The organism is Bryocella sp. (assembly GCF_058498515.1).
The window spans coordinates 118,512-140,123 of the sequence record NZ_JBMHYI010000019.1 but is presented as its reverse complement, the minus strand read 5'-3'; the positions used below and the strand labels follow the sequence as shown (position 1 = coordinate 140,123).

Below are 21,612 nucleotides of genomic sequence, written 5' to 3'. Positions count from 1 at the left end.
GCGCGTCTTTCTCTGACTGTTTCCAGTCACAAGCGAGCCTCGTGGTACAGTTCCCTCACCTCGTCCGGACCTTCCGTCCCCATGCGCGTCGCCCGAAAACCTTTCGCTCTCCTCGCAGCCGCCGCGCTGCTCACAGGCGGAGCTGCGTTCCTGCTGCACATGCGCCACGTGCTCCACCAGAGCGAGCAGGAAGTCGCCACGTCTCACTCGCTGCGCTATCGCCTCGGTCCGCTGCAGCTCCCGCGCAACCCCGGCTTCGAAGCCATCGCCGCGCCCGAGACGTTCCGCTCGGCAGCCGTGCTGGCCGATAGCCTCTACGTGGCCGGAGCAGGCGGCCTCACCGAGTACCAGAACGGCGAAGCAAAGCGCACGTTCCGCGTTGGGCAGGAGCTTCCAGCCGCGCCGCTGGTCAGCGTACTGGCGGCAAGGCTGCGCGGCGCAGAGCATGCGCAGCTCCTGATCGCCACGCATGGCGCGGGCGTGCTGGTCTACGATCCGCCCTCAGTATCCTTCCGCCAGCTTCTTCCGCAGGACGCTACGTTGCGCGACGTCACCGCGCTGGCAATGCTCGAAAGCGGCGATCTCCTCATCGCGACGCACACTCGTGGCGTCCTCCTCTTCGACGGCGGCGCGCTGCGGCTCTATCGCCCCGAGTATGCGAACGCCGCGATGACCTCTCTCGCCGTTAGCGGGGAGGACGTGTGGGCCGGCACGGAAGAGCATGGCCTGCTGCACACGCACGCCGGCGTTACCGATCGCTTCGAGGCTGAGCTCCCCGACCCGCACATTTCCGCGTTGGCAGCCAGCGGCGATCGCCTCTTCGCGGCCACGCCTGCGGGTGTCGCCGAGTTCGACAACGGCCGCCTCGTGCGCACTCTCGCTCGTGGCCTGTTTGCCCGCGCTCTGCAGGCGGACGCAGACACACTGACCCTCGCAGCTTACGGGCAAGGCACGGTACAGCTCCCTCTGGGCGAGACCCGCGCCCGCATCCGTCCTGCCGCTCTCGAAGTGGCAGATACCCACGACGCGCAGTTCTTCTCAACGCCGGATGGCACGCTCTACGCCGTGCGCTCCGCCAGCGTGGTCGAGCGCCACGGCGCGGTATGGCTGCCGATCGTGCAGGCCGCGGGCGCCACTCTCGCCGACAGGAACATCGCTGCGTTGGCCTTCGACGCCGACGGTCGCCTCTGGGCCGGCAGCTTCGATCATGGTCTCGACGTGCTCGATCCCACGCTGGCGAGCGTGCACCACCTCGAGGACGATCACCTCTTCTGCATCAACCGCATCGTCCTCGACCCCGTCCGCGGCACGATGGACGTCGCGACCGCCAACGGCCTCGTGCTCTTCGATCGCACCGCCAAGCCTCGTCAGATCCTCGGCCGGCGAGATGGCCTGCTGAGCGATCACGTCACGGACATCGCCTTCACCGCATCGGGCATGACCGTCGCAACCCCAGCGGGACTCAGCTTCGTGCGCGACACCGGTATTGACAGCCTGTACGCCTTCGAAGGCCTGGTGAACAACCACGTCTACGCTCTGGCGAGCGAAGGGGACACACTCCTTGCAGGTACGCTGGGCGGCCTCTCTGTGCTGCAGCACGACGCGGTCGCACGCAACCTCACCGTCGCCAACTCCGGCCTGCGCCACCACTGGATCACGGCGATCGCACAGGTTGGAGACGGCTACATCATCGGCACCTACGGCGGAGGTTTGGAGCGGATGGACGCCGCAGGCAAGGTCCAGCCAATGGACGGCGCGCCACGCGACCTCATCATCAATCCCAATGCCCTGCTGACCATGGGCGAGCGCGTGTATGCCGGCTCGCTCGATCGCGGACTGTGGGTGTACTCGCCCGGCGCGGCGCGATGGTCGCAGATCACCGCCGGCCTGCCCTCACTCAACGTCACCGCACTCGCCGAGCGCAACGGCGAGCTCTACGTCGGCACCGAAAACTGCCTCGTTCGCATTCAGGAAGAGAAGCTCCCGCAATGAACCCGCACCGTAGCCCACAATTCAAATCCCGGCGAAGCCTCGCCGCCATGCTCCTGCTCGGCGCACTCGTTCCGGCCTGCGCGCAAACCGGCGTCCTCGTCCCCGGCGACAAAGAAGCACCCGATCCGAAGGTCCTCTCGCTCGAAGAGATGACCATCGACATCACCATTGACGATGGCGACGCGCGCGTCTTCCTCACGCAGATCTTCCTCAACCACAACGGCACAGTGCAGGAAGGCACGTACCGCTTTCCGCTGCCGTCAGAGGCAACGGTCTCGGACTTTGCCGTGTGGGACGGAGCGGTGCGCATTCCCGCCGTGGTGCTGGAGCGCAAGCGCGCGCAGGAGGTCTACGCCGAGGCGAAGTCGCAGGCCATCGACCCCGGCCTGCTGCAGATGGGAGAGCGCGCCGGAGCCGACCCGGCCGAGCGGACCCTCTTTACCGCGAAGATTGTTCCCATCCCCGCGTGGGGAACGAAGCGACTCGAGTTTGAGTATCACCAGCGACTTGAAGCGACGGCTCTCGAGCAGGGCTTCGTGCTGCCCTTGAAGCCTGATGCCGCGGGCCAGCAGAGCGTGCATCACTTCCATGCCCACCTGACCATTCATTCGTCGCACCCGCTCGCGAAGCTCGCGCTGGCTGGCGGCTACGCCTTCAAGATCGCGCAGCAGGATGAGCACGGCCTCACCGCCGATCTCGCCGCGGACAATCTCTCGCTCACCGAGGACCTCGGAGCCTCATGGAGCTTCGCTCCCACGGGCACGGACGCACTCACCGTCATCACGCATCGCGATCCGGCCCCGCCCGCACCGCAGGCCGATGAGACCTCTCTGAAGCGCCCGACGGAGCCTGAACCTGGCCTCTTCGAAGCCAGCGCCTTACTCGCCGACTCTGCAACCCCCGCTGCAACCACGAGTCCTGCAACGCCTCCTCGGAATATCATCGTCCTCTTCGATAACTCGCTCTCCATGCAGTGGGACAAGCTGGAGCGCAGCTACACGGCCACGGAGGCCCTGCTGCACTCGCTCACGCCTGCGGACCGCTTCAACCTCATCCTCTTCAATCAGCAGACGCAGCGCTGGCAGAAGCAGCCGGCCACTGCCGATGCGAAGCACGTCAGCGAAGCGCTGGACTTTCTCCGCGCCAGCCACCTGCGCGGAGGGACCGACCTTGGCCTCGCGCTGCATGATGGCCTCGCGCAATGCACGCAACCCAACAGCTCGCTCATCGTCTTCACTGATGGCGGAAGCGACCTCGGCGAGACGGTTCTCACCAGCCGCATCGCCGCGAACTACACAATGCAGTGGAAGGCCATGCGACAGCCGCCGCATACGGTCGTCTTCGCGGTCGGCGATGATGCGAAGCTCGGCCTGCTGCAGCTGCTCGCGAAGGATGGCGGCTTCCTCGAGCATGTCCTCTCGACCGAGCCGCTCGATCTGCATCTGCGCGCGTTCCTCGCGAAGTTAACGCGTACACCCGTCACCGGCCTGGCGCTCGATGTCACCCCCAACGGTGCGGTGCAGATGGTCTACCCGCTGGAATCGAGCGTCTATCCTGGCTCGACTGCATCGTGGATTGGCCAGTACAAACAGCCTTCCAGCGTGACCATGGATGCGCACGGCGTACGCGATGGCAAGCTCTTCGCACTGCATGCCAAAGCGGAGCTGCCAGCAATCGAGCCCGCGCATCCGCAGCTCCCACGCCTGTGGGCACAAGCCCGCGTGGATGCGCTGCTGGAGCAGATCAATCGCGAGGGCGAATCGCGCGCCGCCATCGAAGAGATCATCCGCCTCGCGCGGCGCTACAAACTCGTGACGCCGTACACCTCGTTCCTCGCCGTGCCGCGCTCGCTGTTGCGCCCGCGCGTCATTCGCCCCGGAGATCCGGTGCTGCGTGTGCGCACCGACCCGGCTATTACGTCGGTGGTCGCGATCTTCCCTTTCGGGCTCACCAAGGAGCTTCGTCACCTGACCGATGAAGACACTCCCGATCGTGATGGCACCGGCGGCCTAGCCTGGGAGACACGCTTCCTCGCTCCCGAAGACATGCGCGACGGTACCTACAACGTGCGCCTCATCCTGCGGGACCACAGCGGCAACACCTATCGCGAGAACAAGAGCTTCATCATCTCCAGCACTCCACCCACGGTAAAGGTCACGCTTGCGTCCACGCGCCTGCATCGCGGCGAGACCGTGCTGCTGCGAGCCAACGCCTCGCAGAGCACCCGCACGCTGACGGCTCGATTGCCCGGCGTGCTTCCCGTGGAGCTTCGCTGGAATTCGCAACTCGCAACCAACGCCGCGCGGCTCACCATCCCTGCGGAGATGCCGCTGGGCAGCTACAAGCTTGTTGTTACGGCCGAGGATATCGCCCACAATCTCGGCACCCAGGAGGTGACGATCGATGTCGTCCCCTAAACGCTTAGGACAATCCCGCCACGTAGCCGCAGGCGCGCTCGTGGCGCTCGCCGCAGTCATTGGACTTCGCGCCGTCGCAGCTTCCGAGTGGCTCGAACACGCCATCGCGAACACTCCGGTCGAAGCCGCGCTCTATCGCGCCATGTCCCTGCCTGGTGTCGAGGTGCTCTTTCCGCGCCCGCCGAAAGAGAGCGTCGCCGAGCTTGACAAGCTCGTTACAGCGAAGCCGACGGCCGCGCTCTACAGCCTCCGCGCGCGTCAGGAAGAAGAGGCACTTGAGTTCGATCGTGCTGAAGCCGATTGGAAGGCCTATGTCACAAAGAGCGCCGATGAGCCTGCTGCACTGGTCGAGCTCGCAGACTTCTATCAGCGTCGTCATGAGGTAAAAGAGGAGTATGCCTCGCGGCTGAAGATCGGCAGTTCGGCACCTGGCCGCACGGACGCAACCACACCGCCGGTGAATCAGCGCAGCTGGCAGGCCTTCGAGCGTGCGTTCGAACTCGCTCGCGAACAGGCCTTCGACGATGCGACCGTGCGTTCGGCCTGGCAGCTATGGGCTGCGCGTTATCCGCAACAGCCATCCGTGTATCAGCGCGCGTTTGTGTGGGAACTCGGCCATAAGCATCCTGCCGAGGCCAGGCAATGGATCCAGCGCTATCGCACAGCCTTCCCGCAGGAACAGATCTTCCCCGTGAAGGCGGAGGCGCTGTTCGCCTTGCGCAGCTCGGGCGCAGATGCGCAGGGGAAAGCGCTGGCTGTGTACGACGCTGCGTTCCAGCCGCTCTGGCCTGAGGATCTGCAGAAAAGTTACTTTGCGTTGCTCTCGAGTACGCACCGTACGCGCAACTTCCTCTCGCAGGCCAATGCACGGTTGCAGGATAAGCCGGATGACTTTGAGGCCGAAGCCCGCATCTTCATCTACTACCGTGAGCAGGGAAGGGTGCAGCAGGCCACCGACAGCCTCAATGCGTATCGTGCGGGCAAAGAGCAACGCCACGCGTCGTGGACTGCGCAGGAGCTGTTCACCTTCGCTCAGCTCTCTGCTCTGGCGCCGGACTATCCCAACGCCGCGCGTTATGACTTCGCGCTCGCGCAGTCAGAAGGCAAGCTGGCGGACGGCCGCACCGCGCACGAAGCAGGACTCGCGGGCATGGTCGATGTGCTGCTGTCAGCGCCGGATGCCGGCACTCCGCTGGGCGCGGCGAACCTCAGCATGTATCGCGACATCGGCACGCTGGATCAGGGCCCGGGCTACTGGAACGGCGTACTGTCTCTGTGGTTGAACGGACAGTCTCCAGGTAGCGAGTTTGCGCAGGAAGATGCGAAGGCGCAACCGTACTTCCATCGTGCCAAGGCCGCGGAGCTGCTCGCTCAGCTCGACCACGATGCGCCGCAGTCGCCCGATCGCGCGCCCCTGCATGCACGGATGCTCGACGCCTATCAGGGTTATGGCGACGATGCCGCGGTAGCTCGCGAAGCCACATCCTATCTCGATGCCTTTCCGCAGGCCGAGGATCGTCTCCGCGTGGCCTTCGCGTTGGCTGACGTATATGCGCGACGCCAGAACACCACTGCCGAGTTCGCGCTCTATGACCGCATGCTCGCCGAGTTGGCGCAGCAGGCCGGCGCGAAGCCGCTCACCTCCGCCGTGCTACAGCAGGAACGGACCCAGCCGCTAGGGGACGATCAGGATTCCGATTCCACAGCCACCACGCAGAAGGCCGAGCGCTCGCAAGCGTTCGACCTGAAGATTCTCGATCCGCAGCTGCCGCCGAATCCCGCTTCTGTCGCATACGGCAGCGTGCTGGAGCGATACCTCGGGCGGCTTGCGCAGTTGCATCAGCTGCCGCAAGCACTCGCTGTGCTGCGCCGCGAACTCGATCGCAACCCCGACGACCCAGCCATCTACGACAGGCTCGCGCAGTTTTTTGAAGCCAATAATCTGTCCTCACAGACCGAGGAACTCTACCGCAACGCCATCGCACGCTTCAAAGGCGACGACTGGTACTCGAAGCTCGCGCGCTTCTATCTGCGCCACAAGCGCGAGAACGACTACGCTGCGCTGACTCGCAACGTCACCCGCATCTTCTCCGGGACACAGCTCGATGCGTGGTTTCGCAATGTGCCTGGCGGCGGCCCGGCGCTCTTCCTGCAGCTGAATCTCTATGCTCATGAACGTTTCCCGCATGACACCGTCTTCATCCAGAACCTGCTGAGCGCCTACAGTGCGAAGCCCACCCGCGATGACACGGCCTGGGAAACGTTGTTGCGGCACAGCTGGTGGGAGTCGCCGGAGCTGACGCAGCGCTACTTCGAGTCCCTCAGCTCCAGCGGCAAGCTCGATGCCGAGGTCGCGAAGCTTGGAGATGCGCCTACGAACCCTGCCGCTATCCGTGAGCTTGCCATCGCCGACATGTGGCGATCGCACTTCGAGCAGAGTGCGCCGCTCTATGCCGCGCTGAGCGAGCAATATCCTGCGGACCAGGAGACTGGCACGCGGGCCGCGGATCTGCAGCGGTCGCTCGCATGGCTCGATCCTGCAGGACCGCAAACAAAGATCGCCAGCGCAGTAGCGATCGAGAACCGCCTCCTCGCGAGCAATCCCGGTAACGTCGCGCGTCTGGAGCGCATCGGCGACATCCTCGCTGATCATGCGGACGATAGCGAGCTGAGCCTCGCGGCCTCGGCAGCATATTGGCGTCGCATCCCTGCGCTTGCTCCCGGGGAAACGCAGCTGTATCTCGATGCCGCAACCGTCTTCTGGGATTACTTCCGATTCGACGATGCTCTCCATGAGATCGATCTGGCGCGCACGCACTTCGCGCAGCCTGCGCTCTTCGGCTATGAGGCGGGTGCGATCGACGAGGCGAAGAACGATCCTGCCGCGGCCATCGCGGAGTATGTTGCGGCCGCTCTCGATGCGCATGCAGGCGAGGATGCTTATAGCCCCGCGCGCGCACGCCTGCTCACGCTGGCCCGTAGGCCCGCGACCGCGGTGTTTGCCGATAGCACGACTGCTGCGGCTCTCGCCGCACACCCCGATGTGCCGGCGCTGCAGCTACGCATCGCGGTGTTGGAAGAACAGCAGCGCACGAAAGAAGTGGGGCCTCTCCTAATGCAGGCGGTGGCGCGTGCTGCAACTGAGGATGAAGCCGGCGAGATTGCAAGCTATGCCGCAGCGCACGAACAGCCCTCAGTGCACGAGGCTGCACTGGAGCGACAGGCTTCGCTGGCTACCGATCCCGTCAATCGGCTGCAGCTTCGCTATGCGTTGGCAAGCGCGTATGAAGGCAGAGGCGATACCGCCGACGCAGCACGCGTGATCGATGCGGTGTATCACGAGAACCCGAAGCTGCTCGGCGTGGTCCGTGCGACGGTGGACTTCGACTGGCGTGCGAAACGTCAGCACGAGGCCGTAACGGTATTGCTCAATGCCGCGCATGTCGCGCAACCGCAGCTCTCGCAGCAGTTCCTCGCCGAAGCCTCGGAAAAGGCCAATACCGCCGGCGATGCGCAACAGGCTCACACCATCGCCGCGTCACTGCTCGCGCACGACCCTTATAACGCGCGCGATCTCGCTCTCGTCGCTGCAACCTATAGCAACGATCCCACTGGGCTCTCCGCCTTCTATCAGGAGAAGCTCGATGCATTGCGCACCGACACCATGTCCGCGGACGACCGCAAGGCTCGCACCGCTCTTCTGCGGCGGGGATTGATCCCGGCGCTCACGAAGTCAAAGAGCTACGCGGGTGCAATCGATCAGTACATCGCCCTGCTCAGCGCCTATCCGGAAGACGATACCCTCGTGAACGAAGCTGCGCTTTACGCGTTGCGTTATGACCGCAAACAGCAGTGGCTCGACTTCCTCGCGACTACGACGAAGGCCTCTCCGCGCGACTCACGCTTCTTCGTCGATCTCGCGCAGAGCCAGATCGTCTTCAGCGATCCCGCGGCGGCAGCGGAGGCCTACACGCACGCGATCGCGATTCGCAAGGATCGCGCCGACTGGTACATCGCCAAGGCCTCACTCGATGACACGCTGGGCCGCTTCGACGACGAGGTCGCAGACGATACGCGGCTCTATCAACTCACCTATCAGGATCCGCAGTGGATGATCGCGGCGGCTCGCACTCGAGCTCGCCAGGGCCGCGATGCGGACACTGTCGCTGCGCTTGAAACAGCGTATCTGCACGGAACGCAGTCCACCCCGCACGATTATCTTGCCCTGGCTTCGCAGCTCGAGCAGTGGAACATGATGGCGCAGGCGCAGCACGATGCGGAGCTTGGCGCACAAAAGGCCGGCGCGGAGTTGCTGCATCCCGAGGGTCGCCGCGTTGAGGCGGACGATGCCGCCACCTATGCCCACATTCTTACCCGAGCCCGCGCCGCGGCGACGGCGATGACCACGTTGCATGCAGCGCTGGACGAAGCCGCATCCTCCTCAGTCGTCGACGCGATGCTGGCAGAGCTGAAGCAGCACGGCCCATTAGGAGTAACGGACAGCGCCTGGCGCGCGCACTACACCGAGATGCGCAAGCATGAGGCGGAAGGCTCGTTCCGTAGCGCGCTTCAGGCAATGTGCAAGGCCGCCGACCTGTACGACACTCCCGAGGACAGAGGCACGTTCGCCGCACTGCTCGAGACGCACACCAAATCCGCAACGGACGCTGACCTGCGCTCGCTGTGGATTCCCGCAGCCGAGACCGCGCAGCTGCCTGAGCTGCAGGAGCGCTGGCGCACGCGGCTGTTGCTGCGGGCCGACGATGAAGCCGCCAGTCAGCTTCATCCGCTCATCTTGCTGCAGCATGCACGGCTCCGTTTCCAGGCGCTGCTCCAAGCCCTTGCTGCCTATGTGGATAAGAATCCCAAGCCGGGCACTCATGAGCCTGCAATGGTCGAGATGTTGCGCGTAGAGGCTGAGACGGGTGACACCACGGCGCTGCTGCGCCTGGTGCAGGAGCAGATGGGCCTCATCGAGACGGACTCCACAGCCCAACTGATTGTGCTCAACGAAATCGTTCAGCAAGCTCCGCAGGAGCTGAACACGCTGGCCGCGAGTAACAACGAAGCGCTTGCAGACGCCGCTGCGAACACTGCATTGGCTGCTGCTCCACTGCCGCTGGCGCTGCAGATCGTCGCTATGCGCGGCAGCAAGCTCGATCCGGTGTGGGGAGCTCAATATCACTCTCTGAGCTCGCTCTATGCAGGCGATGTTTCAGCTCCCGCAGGCGTCAGCTTCCGCTCCGCGCTGGCATGGGACCTCACCATCGGCGAGCACCTGCAGCACAAGCCCGACACATCTCGCGAGCTCACGGGAGCGCAGTGGTTCTACCTGGCAGCACGCTATGGGCAGTGGATGTCCTTGCCCGGAGCGCACGCCGATCCAACCAATGCGATGGCCGCGGATCTGGAGCAGGCAGCCACAGTGAACAACTACATGGCTCTTGCGACAAGCTATGCGGAGGCCGGACATCCCGACGCTGCGCTGGTACAGCTCGGCCACGCTCAGGAGCTCGCGCCGAAGACTGCAGAACTGGACGATGCTGAGGCGTTGCTGTTGTGGAACATGAATCGCAAGCCGGATGCAATCACCGCATGGCGACGCGCCTTCTTCGATCTGCGCGCGCTTGAAGACAAAGGCGGTGCTGTACCGGAGAGCTTCTGGAATGGCTTCGCATTGGCCACGCGTCATACCTCGGCGCGCGGCCTCACGCCGGAGTTAGAGACGGCACGCGCGGACGTGTTGCGTACCTATATCGCCCGCAACGGATCGTATCGATCCAACGAGCTGCTGCGTGCGGAGTACGCTGCGTGGCCAGACGGCAAGGATGGCTTGATGCATCTTCTCGCAGTGGCATCGAGCTCGAAGGACGAACTCGAGATCCTCAATGATCTCGACTCTGCGCCGTGGCTCTCGAACGCTGCCCGCATCGTTGTGCTGGAGCGCGAACTCCAGCTGCTGCGTTCGACTGCCAAGGATACAAGCCGTCCTGGCGACGACTCGTCCGCGAGTTATCGGCGCAGCGGCATCCAACGCAATCTGATCACGCTCTATCTCGAGACGGGGCAGATACAACAGGAGCATTTGTTGTTGGAGTCCCTGACGGAGCAGAACCGTGCGCAACCTGAGTTCCAGCAAGCAGCCGTCGTCGTCGCAGCACGCTCTGGTGGTGTGGATGCCTTGCTGGCGAGCTACAGCGGGGACGAGGAGCACGCGCCTGTCGCGGCGACGCTGGAGGCAGCGGCAGCACAGCTCGCGAGCGCAAAGGACTTCGCCTCCTCGCGCGCCGTGCTCGAGTTCGTCTTCGCGCGCGCCCAAAGCGAGCATGCGCTAGGCACTCAGGAATACCTTCTCCTCGCGGAAGCAAGGCTGCGCACCAACGACGTCGACGGCGCGACTTCGCTCCTGCAGATGCTCATCCGCAGTGTGGGCGACTCGACGGCCAACCTCGATAGCGCCGCAACGTTGTTGGAGAACAACAATCATGTAGCAGAGGCATTGCCATTCCTCCGCAGGCTTGCCGCCAGCGTGCCTTGGGAGATGACTTACACGGTGCGGCTCGCGGAGGCCCAAAGTAAGGTCCAGACCAACGCCCCAACCGGCGAACCTGCGAAGGCGCTGCATGCGGTGGCCGCGAATCCCAACGCTCCCTACATGCTGCGCGTGCGGGCTGCGCGCGACCTTCGCCCGATGCACGCCGGCGGCGCCACCCTCGGTAGCGGGGAACTGGATCTGCTCGCGTCGGAGTCCATCGATGCCCACGCAAGCGAGCAACCCTACTTTGCCTTGGCACGGGCCGCCGCGGCAGCGCATGCCACCGATCCCATCAGTAAGCTTCCTCTGCTGCGAGAGGCCATCGCGATCGCGCCCTATGGCCCTGAGTCAGACGACATGCGCAAGCAGCTCTTTCTCGCCGAATATGCCGCGAAGCAGACGCGCGAGGCTCGCGCTGTGCTGGATGAGTGGACCGTCGTTGGCGCGTCTACGCCGGCAGTGCAGCCGTGGAGTAGCGTCAACGCTACAAGCAATGAAGCAGGGAATGACACGGATGCTTCGCAACCTCGACCAACATCGACAGCCGAAGATCCGGCGCTTCTTGAAGTGATGGCGGCCGTCTATCTCGCTACCGAAGGCCGCTCGCAGGCGATCGCAGCTCTGCAGCGCGAAGCCGTCGCGCTCGGTGATGTTCCTGCAGCAAAGGCTGTCCTCAAGCGAGTGGAGCAGTTGCAGGCGTTGAACCGGCGCGATGCAGCGAACACCGCGAGGCGTCCCGTGATTCATCGCGAACTCGCGCAACCCGTGCTCGTGCGAACGAAGCTCGAGCAACCGCCTGAGGATGACGTGAGTGCGACAGTAAGTCAGGAGGAACAGCCATGAAGGCCATGCGCTGGGTGATGGCCATCGTCGTGACTGCAGTCGCCGCTTCAGTTTGGGTGTGGGCGGCGCAGCAGCACGTAGCGAGCCCGCGCGGGCTGGCGGCGAACCTTCCCCCCGGGGCGCTGCTCACCATCGAGTCGCCGGACTTCTCGAAGCTACTTGCCGATTGGAACAGCTCGCAGGAACAAGCCGCGTGGATGCGCAGCGCAAGCTTCAATGTCTTCACGAATTCGAGGCTCTATGGGCGGCTCACAGACGCGGAGCAGGAGTTCGCCGGTGCGGCAGGGACAGACTTTGGTTCACCGTTCTTGAAGTCCGTGGCCGGAACGCAGAGCATCTTCGCCTGGTACAACATCGGCAATCTGGAGTTGCTGTACATCACCCATCTCAAGCCCGGCCAGAGCGATGGCATCGCACTCCTCGCGTCCCGCGCGCGCTTCACTGCACGCAAAGCTGGCGACACCACGTTCTATGTGCGCAGCGGAGGTGTAGCAGGCGATGACTCTGGAACGAGTAGTCAGCAGCGCACTGTCGCGTTTGCGCAGCGCGGCGAGTGGTTCGTTTTCGCCACGCGGGAAGACCTTCTGGCCAACGCTCTGCTGTTGATGCAGGGCACGGCGAAGTCTCCGAGCCTCGCAGAGCAGGGATGGTATGAAGCTGCTGCCAAAGCTGCGCCAGCGCAACCAGGCGATCTGCGCATGCTGCTCGACCTCGATCGCATCACCCGCACGCCGCAGTTCGAAACGTATTGGGTTCAGCGCAACGTTACGGACACGCGCCGCTACCGCGCTGCCGCGATCGATCTCTACCGCGAGCCCGGACAGTTTCGCGAGGAGCGCGTGCTCTTGCCGGCGCAAGCTGCGGCGATATCCTCCGACAGCGAAGATACCTCCGCCCTGACCGAGCTCGTCCCTCCGGATGCAGGCGTCTTCCGAGCGACTGCAGCTCCATCTGCCGCAAACGCAATTGCGGAGCTGCGCGATAAGGTGCTGGAGCGCGCACCGATGGCGACGACACAGGAAGGCTACGCTCCTTCGCCGGATCTCGGCGTCGGCGCAGCTGGGGACACCACGGACCTTGAAACGCGCATCGACACACCGCAGCCCGTCAAGGAGCCCGCCGACGCATGGCTCAATCCGCTGCAGCGCGTGCTCAAGGATGCGCCGTTGACCGCGATGCTCAGCGTGAGCAGCTCAAGCGCGCGGCCCGCATCGTTGTTTCTCTCCATCCATTCCGCCGTCGTGTTGCGCCGCAGCGGAGTTTGGGACGAGGATGCTCTCTCTCGTGCAGTCCTTGAGGCGTTGCGTGGTCGTCTCACCGTTAGTGGCGTCGGGATAGCGTGGACGAAGCAGACAGTCGAGGGCGTAACGTTGATGACCGCGACCGGAGCCAATGCCATTGCGCTCGCCGTCCGTGGCAACACTGCAGTCATTGGCGCCGACGAAGCCCTGGTACGTGGCATCGTCACTCGCATGGGCAACAGTACAGAGCACCACGCTGCTGCAACAGTCATTGCAGAGTTCCGGCCTCCACAGGCACGCCCCGCATTTCTGCAGCTTACGTCGACGCTCGATCATGCGGGGGGAGCGCAGTCTGAATCCCCGCACAGTGCAGCCGCAGGCGGCAACGATCCACAGGCGGACGCGGCCCAGGATAGCGGCAGCGCCTCGCCGCAGTCAGAGGCGCCAGCGCAACAGGATGCATCGCCGACGCAACCCACATTCCTCCGCGAGACCGTCGGCAGCCTCAGTCAAAGCTTCTCTTCGCTTGGCGCGGAGCGCTTCCTCGAGCGCCGCGACGGAGATCGCGTGCACCAGACCATCCTCTATCTGTGGGCGCCGCCGAAGCCCGCACTATCTCCTTCGCATTAAGGCAGCAGCGACAATCGAAACGGGCTGGACGCACGCTTGTCCCTTCGGATAATGTGGTGCGCACCGACGCGGAGGCATTCCAGAAGCAGATCCCTGGACGCCGCCAAACTCGCCATAGAGAAGCCGGGCGGCTCCATCGATCTGGCTCGTTTGCCATGGCTGTGGTGCAGAGCCTCAGTGTGGCAGGGTGTTTTCTCATACTTTAGGAGAGCTGTCATGAGAAGTGCATTGCTTGCACTCACCGCACTGGTGTGTGCCTCGGGTCTCGCCGCGCAGACGGCGCCCGCCTCCGCCCCCATGCCCAACCCGACCTCTACGCCAGTCACTCTCAGCGTGTACCTGCGCGAACGCACCAACGCGACGCAGTGGTTCGCCGCGACTCCGAATCCGGAAGTCTATGGCCATCAGGACTCGCTGTTGCGGCTTGGTATCGCGCAGCGCATCAAGGCCTGGGACTACATGGCCGAGCTCGGCCAGAGCGCAGAGCTTGCTCTGCCCACCGATGCCGTCTCGCCCATCAGTGCGCAGGGGCAGTTCGGTCTCGGCGGAACGTACTACGCCTCGAACAGCAATAACCAATACCCCGCAGCGGCCTCGTTGCGACAGGGCTATGTGCGCTATCACTTCAAAGGCGACGCCGACACGCTTCGCATCGGACGCTTCGAATTCTTCGAAGGCCAGGAGATCACCCAGAAGAGTAGCGCACTCGCGTGGCTGCAAACCAACCGCGTCGCGCAGCGCCTCGTCGGCAACTTCGGCTACTCCAACGCACAGCGCTCGTTCGATGGCATCGAGGGCCGCGTTGGCGGTAAGGACTGGAACCTCACCGCGTTCGGCGGCCGTGCGATCCAAGGCGTCTTCAACATGAACGCCAACCCCGAGCTCAACGTCGACCTGCAGTACCTCGGCTATACGCGGATGCTCGCGAAGCAACATGTCATCGTGCGGGGTTTCGGCATTGGCTATCATGACGGCCGCACTGGCCTCACCAAGACTGACAACCGCCCTGCCGCAGCCCGCGCGCTCGATCATAAGAACATCCGCATCGGCACCTATGGTGGCGATCTCGTAGCGGCGATCCCTGCAGCCGGCAATACATTCGACTTCGTGCTTTGGGGCGCAGGGCAGTTCGGTTCCTGGGGACTCATCGACCATCGTGCAGGGGCAGTCGCCGTCGAAGGCGGCCTGCGCATGGACAGCCTCCGCACAACGCCCTGGCTGCGCGGTGGCTACTGGCGCTCGACGGGCGACAACAACAACACCGACGGCGTACACAACACATTCTTCCAGATCGCGCCCACCCCGCGTGTCTATGCGCGCTTCCCGTTCTACAACCTGATGAACTCGACAGACTCTTTCGTGCAACTCATCGACAGGCCATCGAAGGCGCTCGAGATGCGCAGCGATCTTCACTTCCTCAAGCTCACCGCGCCCACCGACTTCTGGTACCAGGGCGGAGGCGCGTTCGATAACAAGGTCTTCGGCTTCACCGGGCGTCCCGGCAGCGGCTCCGGCAGCTTCAGCTCGCTCTATGACCTCAGCGCGGACTACACGGTGTCGCCACACATTCTGCTGGCGGCCTACTACGCGCACGCCTTCGGCAAGACCGTCATCGCCAACATCTACACCACCAATCGCAACTCGAACTATGGCTACTTTGAACTCACGTACAGGCTCCAGAAGAAGCTGTAGGCGCAGCATCTCGTTGTTCCCATCATGCTTCCGCAGCGATCAGCTAGACTTAACAAGATGGCTGAAGGAACCAACAAGAAGGCGATCGTGCTGCTCAGCGGCGGTCTCGACTCCACCACAGTCGTCGCGATGGCGCACGCTCAGGGCTATGACGTATATGCTCTGAGCTTTGACTACGGCCAGGTGCACAAGGCGGAGTTGCATGCGGCCGCGCGCGTGGCGAAGAGCCAGCACGTAGCGCAGCATGCGGTCATCAAGCTCGATCTTGCAGCTCTCGCGCACTCTGCGCTCACCGGTAAGGGCGAGGTTCCCAAGCATCGCTCGCTGGACGAGATCGGCGAAGGCGTGCCCGTGACGTATGTCCCTGCGCGCAACACGGTCTTCCTCTCGCTCGCGCTCGCCTGGGCAGAGAGCCTTGGCGCCACCGACATCTTTATCGGCGTCAACGCGCTCGACTACTCCGGCTATCCCGACTGCCGCCCCGAGTTCATCCGCGCCTTCGAGACCATGGCTAACCTCGCGACGAAGATCGGCGCCGAGGGTCAGCGCATCACCATCCACACGCCCCTCATTGCAATGACCAAGGCGGAGATCGTGCAGGCCGGCCTCGCTCTCGGCGTGGACTACAGCATCACCACCACCTGCTACGACGCCTCCGACGCCGGCGAGGCATGCGGCTCGTGCGATGCCTGCCTCCTGCGCCGCCGCGGCTTCGAAGAGGCTGGCATTGCAGACCCAACGCTCTATCGTGGGTTCACAGAGTAGCCATGGCCTACTCCGTCAAAGAGATCTTCTACACGCTGCAGGGTGAAGGCGCGAACGCCGGCCGGCCTTCCGTCTTCTGCCGTTTCGCAGGTTGCAACCTCTGGAGCGGCCGTGAAGAAGATCGCGCGAATGCCATCTGCAAATTCTGCGACACCGATTTCATCGGCACCGATGGCGATGGTGGTGGCAAGTTCGCGACGGCACGTGATCTCGCATACGCAATTGCCGCGAAGTGGCCGGCAACACTGCAGAGTCAAAGCCCGAAGGCCCAGCGCTTCGTCGTCTGCACCGGCGGCGAACCGCTCTTGCAGCTCAATAAAGAGTTGATCGCCGCATTGCATGACGAAGGCTTCGTCATCGCCGTCGAGACCAACGGTACGATCGCCGTCCCCGAAGGCATCGACTGGGTCTGCGTGAGTCCCAAAATTGGTTCTGCGATGATCGTCACGCATGGCCAGGAGCTGAAGCTCGTCTATCCGCAGCAGGTCGATCCCGACGACTTTCTCAAGCTCGACTTCGAGAACTTCTTCCTCCAGCCCAAGGATGGTCCCGACGCCGCAGCCTCGCTCGCCGCCACCATCGACTATTGCCGCGCCCATCCCGCATGGCGGCTGAGCCTGCAGACCCACAAGATCATCGGCATTCGCTAGCCGCACGAGGCGAGCAGGGAAGTCTGCGGCTCGGACTCTGGGGACGCACTTTGGGGTACGATGAACTCACCGCATCTGATATCTCAGCTTCCCCGGAGTTTCCCGTGAGAATGCATCGCCTCGCAGCCACCGCCGCTATGGTGGGCACGCTGCCGCTGTTCGCCCAGTCCGCGCCGCAGACCTTGCTCGCCACGCCCTCCACCGTCGCCTGGGGATACTACTCCGGCTCCGCCAAGCCCGCGCTTACCGTGCACTCCGGCGACACCGTCGTCATGCAGACGCTCTCCACCTGCGGCAACGTCGATGCCCTCAAGCGCGATGGCGTCCCCGACGACCAGGTGCCCGCGTACATCAAGCCCATCTACGACGAAGTCAAGGACAAGGGCCCGGGCGGCCACATCCTCACCGGCCCAGTCGCGATCGAAGAAGCCGAGATCGGCGATGTGCTCGAGGTGCAGGTCGTCAAGATCAACATCGACACGCCCTGGGCCTGCAACCACTTCCGTCCCGGCGCGGGCTTCCTGCAGGACGACTTTCCCTACTCCGGCGACAAGATCGTCCTGCTCGACCGCGACAAGATGATCGGGCACTTCGCGCCCAACATCGACATCCCGCTGCATCCGTTCTTCGGCAGCATGGGTGTAGCGCCCGGCCGCATGCGCATCAACAGCGCCCCGCCTTGGATGCACGGCGGCAACATGGACAACAAGCACTTAGTCGCCGGAACAACCATCTACTATCCCGTGCTCGCGAAGGGTGCGTTGTTCGAAGCCGGCGACGGCCACGCAAACCAGGGCGATGGCGAAGTCGACATCACCGCGCTCGAGACCAACCTCACCGGCACCTTCCGCTTCATCGTGCATAAGGATGCGCATCTCCTTTGGCCTCGCGCTGAGACACCGACTGCCTATATCTCCATGGGCTTCTCGCCCGACCTGAAGACTGCAGCAGAGATGGCCGTGCGCAACATGATCGGCTTCCTCGTCGAGACCAAACATATGAAGCAGGCCGACGCCTACATGCTCGTCAGCGTCGCCTGCGATATGACCATCACGCAGGTCGTGGATACCAACGATGGCGTCCACGTCACCTGCGCCAAGAGTCTATTCAAATAAATGCTGGCAGCGGTGCGGATCATCGCACCGCAATCAGCGGCGTCGCCGCAATCGGCTTCGGCCGCCACTGCGATCCCCACTGCGAAGGCTTCGGCCCCATCACGAAGCGCACGTGCCCACCAGCCTGAATCTGCTCCCACGTCAACACTGGGATCGTCAGCGGCTTGCCGTTGATCGTCGCGCTCTGAATGTACATATTCTCCGCCGAGTTGTTCTCCGCATCGACGGCAAACGTGCGTCCATTGGCAAGCCGCAAGGCCATGCTCTTGTACATCGGGCTCCCGACCATGTACTCCCCACTCGCAGGATTGACCGGGTAGAACCCAAACGCCGTGAATAGCAGCCACGCCGACATCTGTCCGCAGTCGTCATCGCCATCAAGCCCGCCAGGCCCAAAGCCATACTCCTTCGCCGCGATCTCACGCACCTTGGCCTGCGTCTTCCACGGCTGGCCCGCAAAGTCGTACAGATAGGGATAGTGGTGGCTCGGCTCGTTGCTGTGCACATTGTGGCCGCCGGCAAAGTGCTGATCCAGCTTCGCTGCGTACTTGTCCGCCCCGCCCATCAACTCCAGCAACCCGGCCTGATCGTGGAATGGAGCCCACGTGTAGACCCACGCGCTGCCTTCGGTCCATCCTGAGTCCGAGCGATTACCTTGATGATCGCGCTCGCCTCCAAGAGGAGCCCAGCTTCCATCCGACTTGCGTCCGTTCATCAACCCAAACGCAGGGTTGTACAGGTTGCGATCATTGAGCGAGCGCCGCAGGAAGAACTCATAGTCCTTCGTGCGTCCCTGCGCCTTCGCAATCTGCGCCACACACCAGTCGTCATAGCTGTCCTCGAGCGTGCGCGACGATGCTTCATCGGTCTTGTCCACCGGGACATAGCCCAGCTCCTTGTAATACGTCAGTCCCGCGCGCGCTTCATACGGTGTATGCGGTTCACGATCCAGCCAACGCCGCGTGGTGTCGCCATCCGGCGGCGTCATCGCATCCTTGTACACCGCGGCCCATGCAGTCTCGCGATCGAACCCATGAAACCCCTTGCGCACGGCCTCGGCAACCAGCGAGTCCGCATGCGTCGCGATCATGATGTTCGTGTAACTCGGGTTCGGCCACTTTGGCATCCACCCACCCTCACGAAAGTCCTGCAGCAGCGCAGTAATCATGCCATCCACACGCTCCGGCGCGATCAGGGTGAGCAGGCTGTTCTCCGCGCGAAACGTATCCCAGATGGAGAACGACGTATAGCTCGCGCCATTGTGCACCTTGTCGTCATAGGCGCTGTAGTAGCGGCCATACTCGCTGAATTCGCGAGGATAGAGCAGCGAGTGGTACAGCGCGGTATAAAGACGCGTCTTCTCCGCATCCGTAGCACCTTCGATCTTCAGACGCCCGAGCTTCTCTTCCCAGGTCGCATGCAACTTCGCCCGAACGCGCTCAAAGTCCCAGTCGGGAATCTCCCGGCGAAGATTGTCGCGAGCCTGATCGGTGCTGAGAAACGAAGTCCCGACGCGCACCAGCACCTGCTCGCCCGGAGCGAACTCTGCGTAGGCCCCGTGCGGCATCGCCTTATCACTAGCGTCGTCAAAGGTCTTCTCGACAGCAGGAGCGTGTTCAAACTCCACGACGGAATAGCCGCGGAAGTTCGGCAGAGCGAACGGCCCCAGGTGCTTGTCCATCCGGTCAGGATTGTCTCCGCGGATCTCGTGCGTCGCGTTGTTGATCGCAGCATGGCCATCAACGCCGGCCCGCGCCGTCTCAACGAGCACCCGCCCCGTGGCTCCCTTGGGAAAGGTGAAGCGCAACAAGGCACAGCGATCGGTCGCCGTCAACTCCGCATGAACTCGCTGGCCATCAGCAGTCCGCAGCCACACACTGTAATGGTCCGGGCTCGCCTCTTCGTCGCGGTGGTCATACGCCAGGCCGCGGTCTTCGGGATGCACCTGCAGCGCGCCTACCTGCGGCATCAGCGTGATGTAGCCGTAGTCCCCCATCCAGATCGCCGGCTGATGGGTACCCATGAACCCGGTGATCTTCGCATCGTCGTAGTTGTAACTCGTGACGCTGATCTTGTTCTGGCGCGTCTGCGGCGTCCAGTCCGTCATCGCGAACGGCGGCCCGACGAAGGGCATCGTGCCCCCATAGCCAATCGCGCTGCGCTGCGTCCCGATGAGCGGATTCACATACGCGACCGCATCGCTGTGCTGGGCGGACAGCGCGGGCGCGAACAGCGAGCAGAGTGCGAGCAGGAGGGCAATGGTCTTCACAGCCGCCAAGTATACGAGCCCACCATGAGACCCGCGCAAGAGTTTTCTGATAGCGCAAACAGAAAATGGCCCGCTGCGTGAGCGGGCCATCGTTGGAACGCCCAAAACTACTTCGCTGTGGTCAGAGTCGTTTCGATCGCGGCCTCGCTCTTCAACTCCTGTGCCCGCTTCTCCACCGCTCGCATCACCCGCAGTAGGTTGCCGCCGTAAATCTTCTTGATGTCCTTAGCGCTATAACCCTTTTCCAGTAGCGCCCGCGTGAGCGCGGGGAACTTGTCATACGAGGCCAGGTCTGAAGGCACACATCCCACACCATCAAAGTCCGTACCGATGCCCACGTGATCGATGCCGCCAACCTTCACCGCGTGGTCAATCTGTGCGACGACATCCTGCAACGTCGGTGGTGTCACCTTGCCTGCGAACTCGTCACGCAGCTTGTCCATCGCCGCCTCGCGCTGCGCCGGGTCTTCGATCTTCAGGATCTCACCGTACTTCGAACGCATCGCTGCCTGCAGTGGTTTTGACTCATCCTCATAACGCTGGGATAGATAACCGCAGTCGAAGTTGATCTGCATGGTCCCGCCGTTCTTCGCCAGCGCGCGGATCATGTCATCGGTCATGTTGCGCGTGTTGCTCGAGATCGCACGGCACGAGGAGTGCGACGCAATGATCGGCGTCGTGGAGGTGGCGATGGCATCGTAGAAGGTCTTATCCGCCGTGTGCGAGATGTCCACCATCATGCCAAGCCGGTTCATCTCCCGCACCACATCCTTGCCGAACGGCGTCAGGCCATCGTGATGCGCCACCTTCGTGTCGGTGATGTCACCCTGCGCGTCGGCCCAATTGTTGGTGTTGAAATGCGTCAGGGTCATGTACCTCACGCCCAGCGCATAGTAATCACGCAGCAGTCGCAGGGAGTCCTCAATCGCGTGTCCGCCCTCGATGCCCATCAGTGCGGCAATTTTCTTTTCCTTGTGCGCACGCTCGATGTCCGCAGCCGTCGTCGCGAAGACAAAATCGTTCGGATGCTTCGCAACAACATCCGTGCGTACCGTGTCGATCATCGCCAGCGCACGATTCGCCGAGTGGTGCTCCTTGTCATAGCTTGCATCCACGTATACCGCGAAGAACTCCGCCCCTAGGAAGCCCTTCATGCGCGGTAGATCGGTCTGTCCACGCTTGTTGGGCGTCGCAATGTCATAGCCCTCAACCGTCAGCGAAGTCACATCGTCATGCGTGTCGATGAGGATCGCGTCGCGTGTGATCTTATCGACCTCCGCCTGGGTAACAGGCTTGGTGCGCGGCTTCTGTGCAGCAAGCGGCAGCGCAGAGGGAAGAGCCAGAGAGACCGCGATCAGAGCCACGGCATGACGTGCGATGTAGGGCACAGGCAATCCTTTCAAAGGCTGAAGATATGGAACGCCGGCCAAACGCATGTGCGTTGGCCGGCTGTTGTGCGGAGC

At 63.3% G+C, this 21,612-nt stretch carries 10 protein-coding genes; 8 read left to right on the top strand and 2 right to left on the bottom strand.

What is annotated here, in order from left to right; translation table 11 throughout:
- The first annotated feature begins 81 nt into the window (after positions 1 to 81).
- The 8 genes from AC5E6W_RS05340 to AC5E6W_RS05305 all read left to right on the top strand — a co-directional run bounded on the left by AC5E6W_RS05340 (position 82) and on the right by AC5E6W_RS05305 (position 17,880).
- The gene (locus AC5E6W_RS05340; protein WP_491751229.1) at positions 82 to 1,992 is read left to right on the top strand and encodes a ligand-binding sensor domain-containing protein; all 1,911 of its coding nucleotides are present in this window, start codon (positions 82 to 84) and stop codon (positions 1,990 to 1,992) included.
- Complete coding sequence (locus tag AC5E6W_RS05335; protein WP_491751228.1) at positions 1,989 to 4,409, top strand: VIT domain-containing protein; 2,421 nt, start codon at positions 1,989 to 1,991, stop codon at positions 4,407 to 4,409. Before AC5E6W_RS05340 ends, AC5E6W_RS05335 begins: the two co-directional genes overlap by 4 nt.
- Entirely contained in the window at positions 4,396 to 11,787 is a 7,392-nt protein-coding gene (locus tag AC5E6W_RS05330; protein WP_491751227.1) for a tetratricopeptide repeat protein, read from the top strand. The genes AC5E6W_RS05335 and AC5E6W_RS05330 overlap by 14 nt, the downstream gene beginning before the upstream one ends.
- Positions 11,784 to 13,658 (top strand): hypothetical protein, encoded by a 1,875-nt coding sequence (locus tag AC5E6W_RS05325; protein ID WP_491751226.1) that lies wholly within the window; start codon positions 11,784 to 11,786, stop codon positions 13,656 to 13,658. The genes AC5E6W_RS05330 and AC5E6W_RS05325 overlap by 4 nt, the downstream gene beginning before the upstream one ends.
- 216 nt (positions 13,659 to 13,874) lie before the next feature.
- Positions 13,875 to 15,350 (top strand): alginate export family protein, encoded by a 1,476-nt coding sequence (locus AC5E6W_RS05320; protein WP_491751225.1) that lies wholly within the window; start codon positions 13,875 to 13,877, stop codon positions 15,348 to 15,350.
- A gap of 57 nt (positions 15,351 to 15,407) precedes the next feature.
- Entirely contained in the window at positions 15,408 to 16,115 is a 708-nt protein-coding gene (gene queC, locus AC5E6W_RS05315; protein ID WP_491751224.1) for a 7-cyano-7-deazaguanine synthase QueC, read from the top strand.
- Between the two features lie 2 nt (positions 16,116 to 16,117).
- Positions 16,118 to 16,765, top strand: coding sequence for a 7-carboxy-7-deazaguanine synthase (gene queE / locus AC5E6W_RS05310; protein WP_491751223.1), 648 nt, complete (start codon positions 16,118 to 16,120; stop codon positions 16,763 to 16,765).
- A gap of 110 nt (positions 16,766 to 16,875) precedes the next feature.
- The gene (locus AC5E6W_RS05305; protein WP_491751222.1) at positions 16,876 to 17,880 is read left to right on the top strand and encodes an acetamidase/formamidase family protein; all 1,005 of its coding nucleotides are present in this window, start codon (positions 16,876 to 16,878) and stop codon (positions 17,878 to 17,880) included.
- A gap of 19 nt (positions 17,881 to 17,899) precedes the next feature.
- Here the strand turns inward: AC5E6W_RS05305 and AC5E6W_RS05300 are convergent, their stop codons facing one another.
- The gene (locus tag AC5E6W_RS05300; protein ID WP_491751221.1) at positions 17,900 to 20,149 is read right to left on the bottom strand and encodes a GH92 family glycosyl hydrolase; all 2,250 of its coding nucleotides are present in this window, start codon (positions 20,147 to 20,149) and stop codon (positions 17,900 to 17,902) included.
- A 107-nt stretch (positions 20,150 to 20,256) separates the two neighbouring features.
- Positions 20,257 to 21,537, bottom strand: coding sequence for a dipeptidase (locus AC5E6W_RS05295; RefSeq protein ID WP_491751220.1), 1,281 nt, complete (start codon positions 21,535 to 21,537; stop codon positions 20,257 to 20,259).
- Between the last annotated feature and the right edge of the window lie 75 nt (positions 21,538 to 21,612).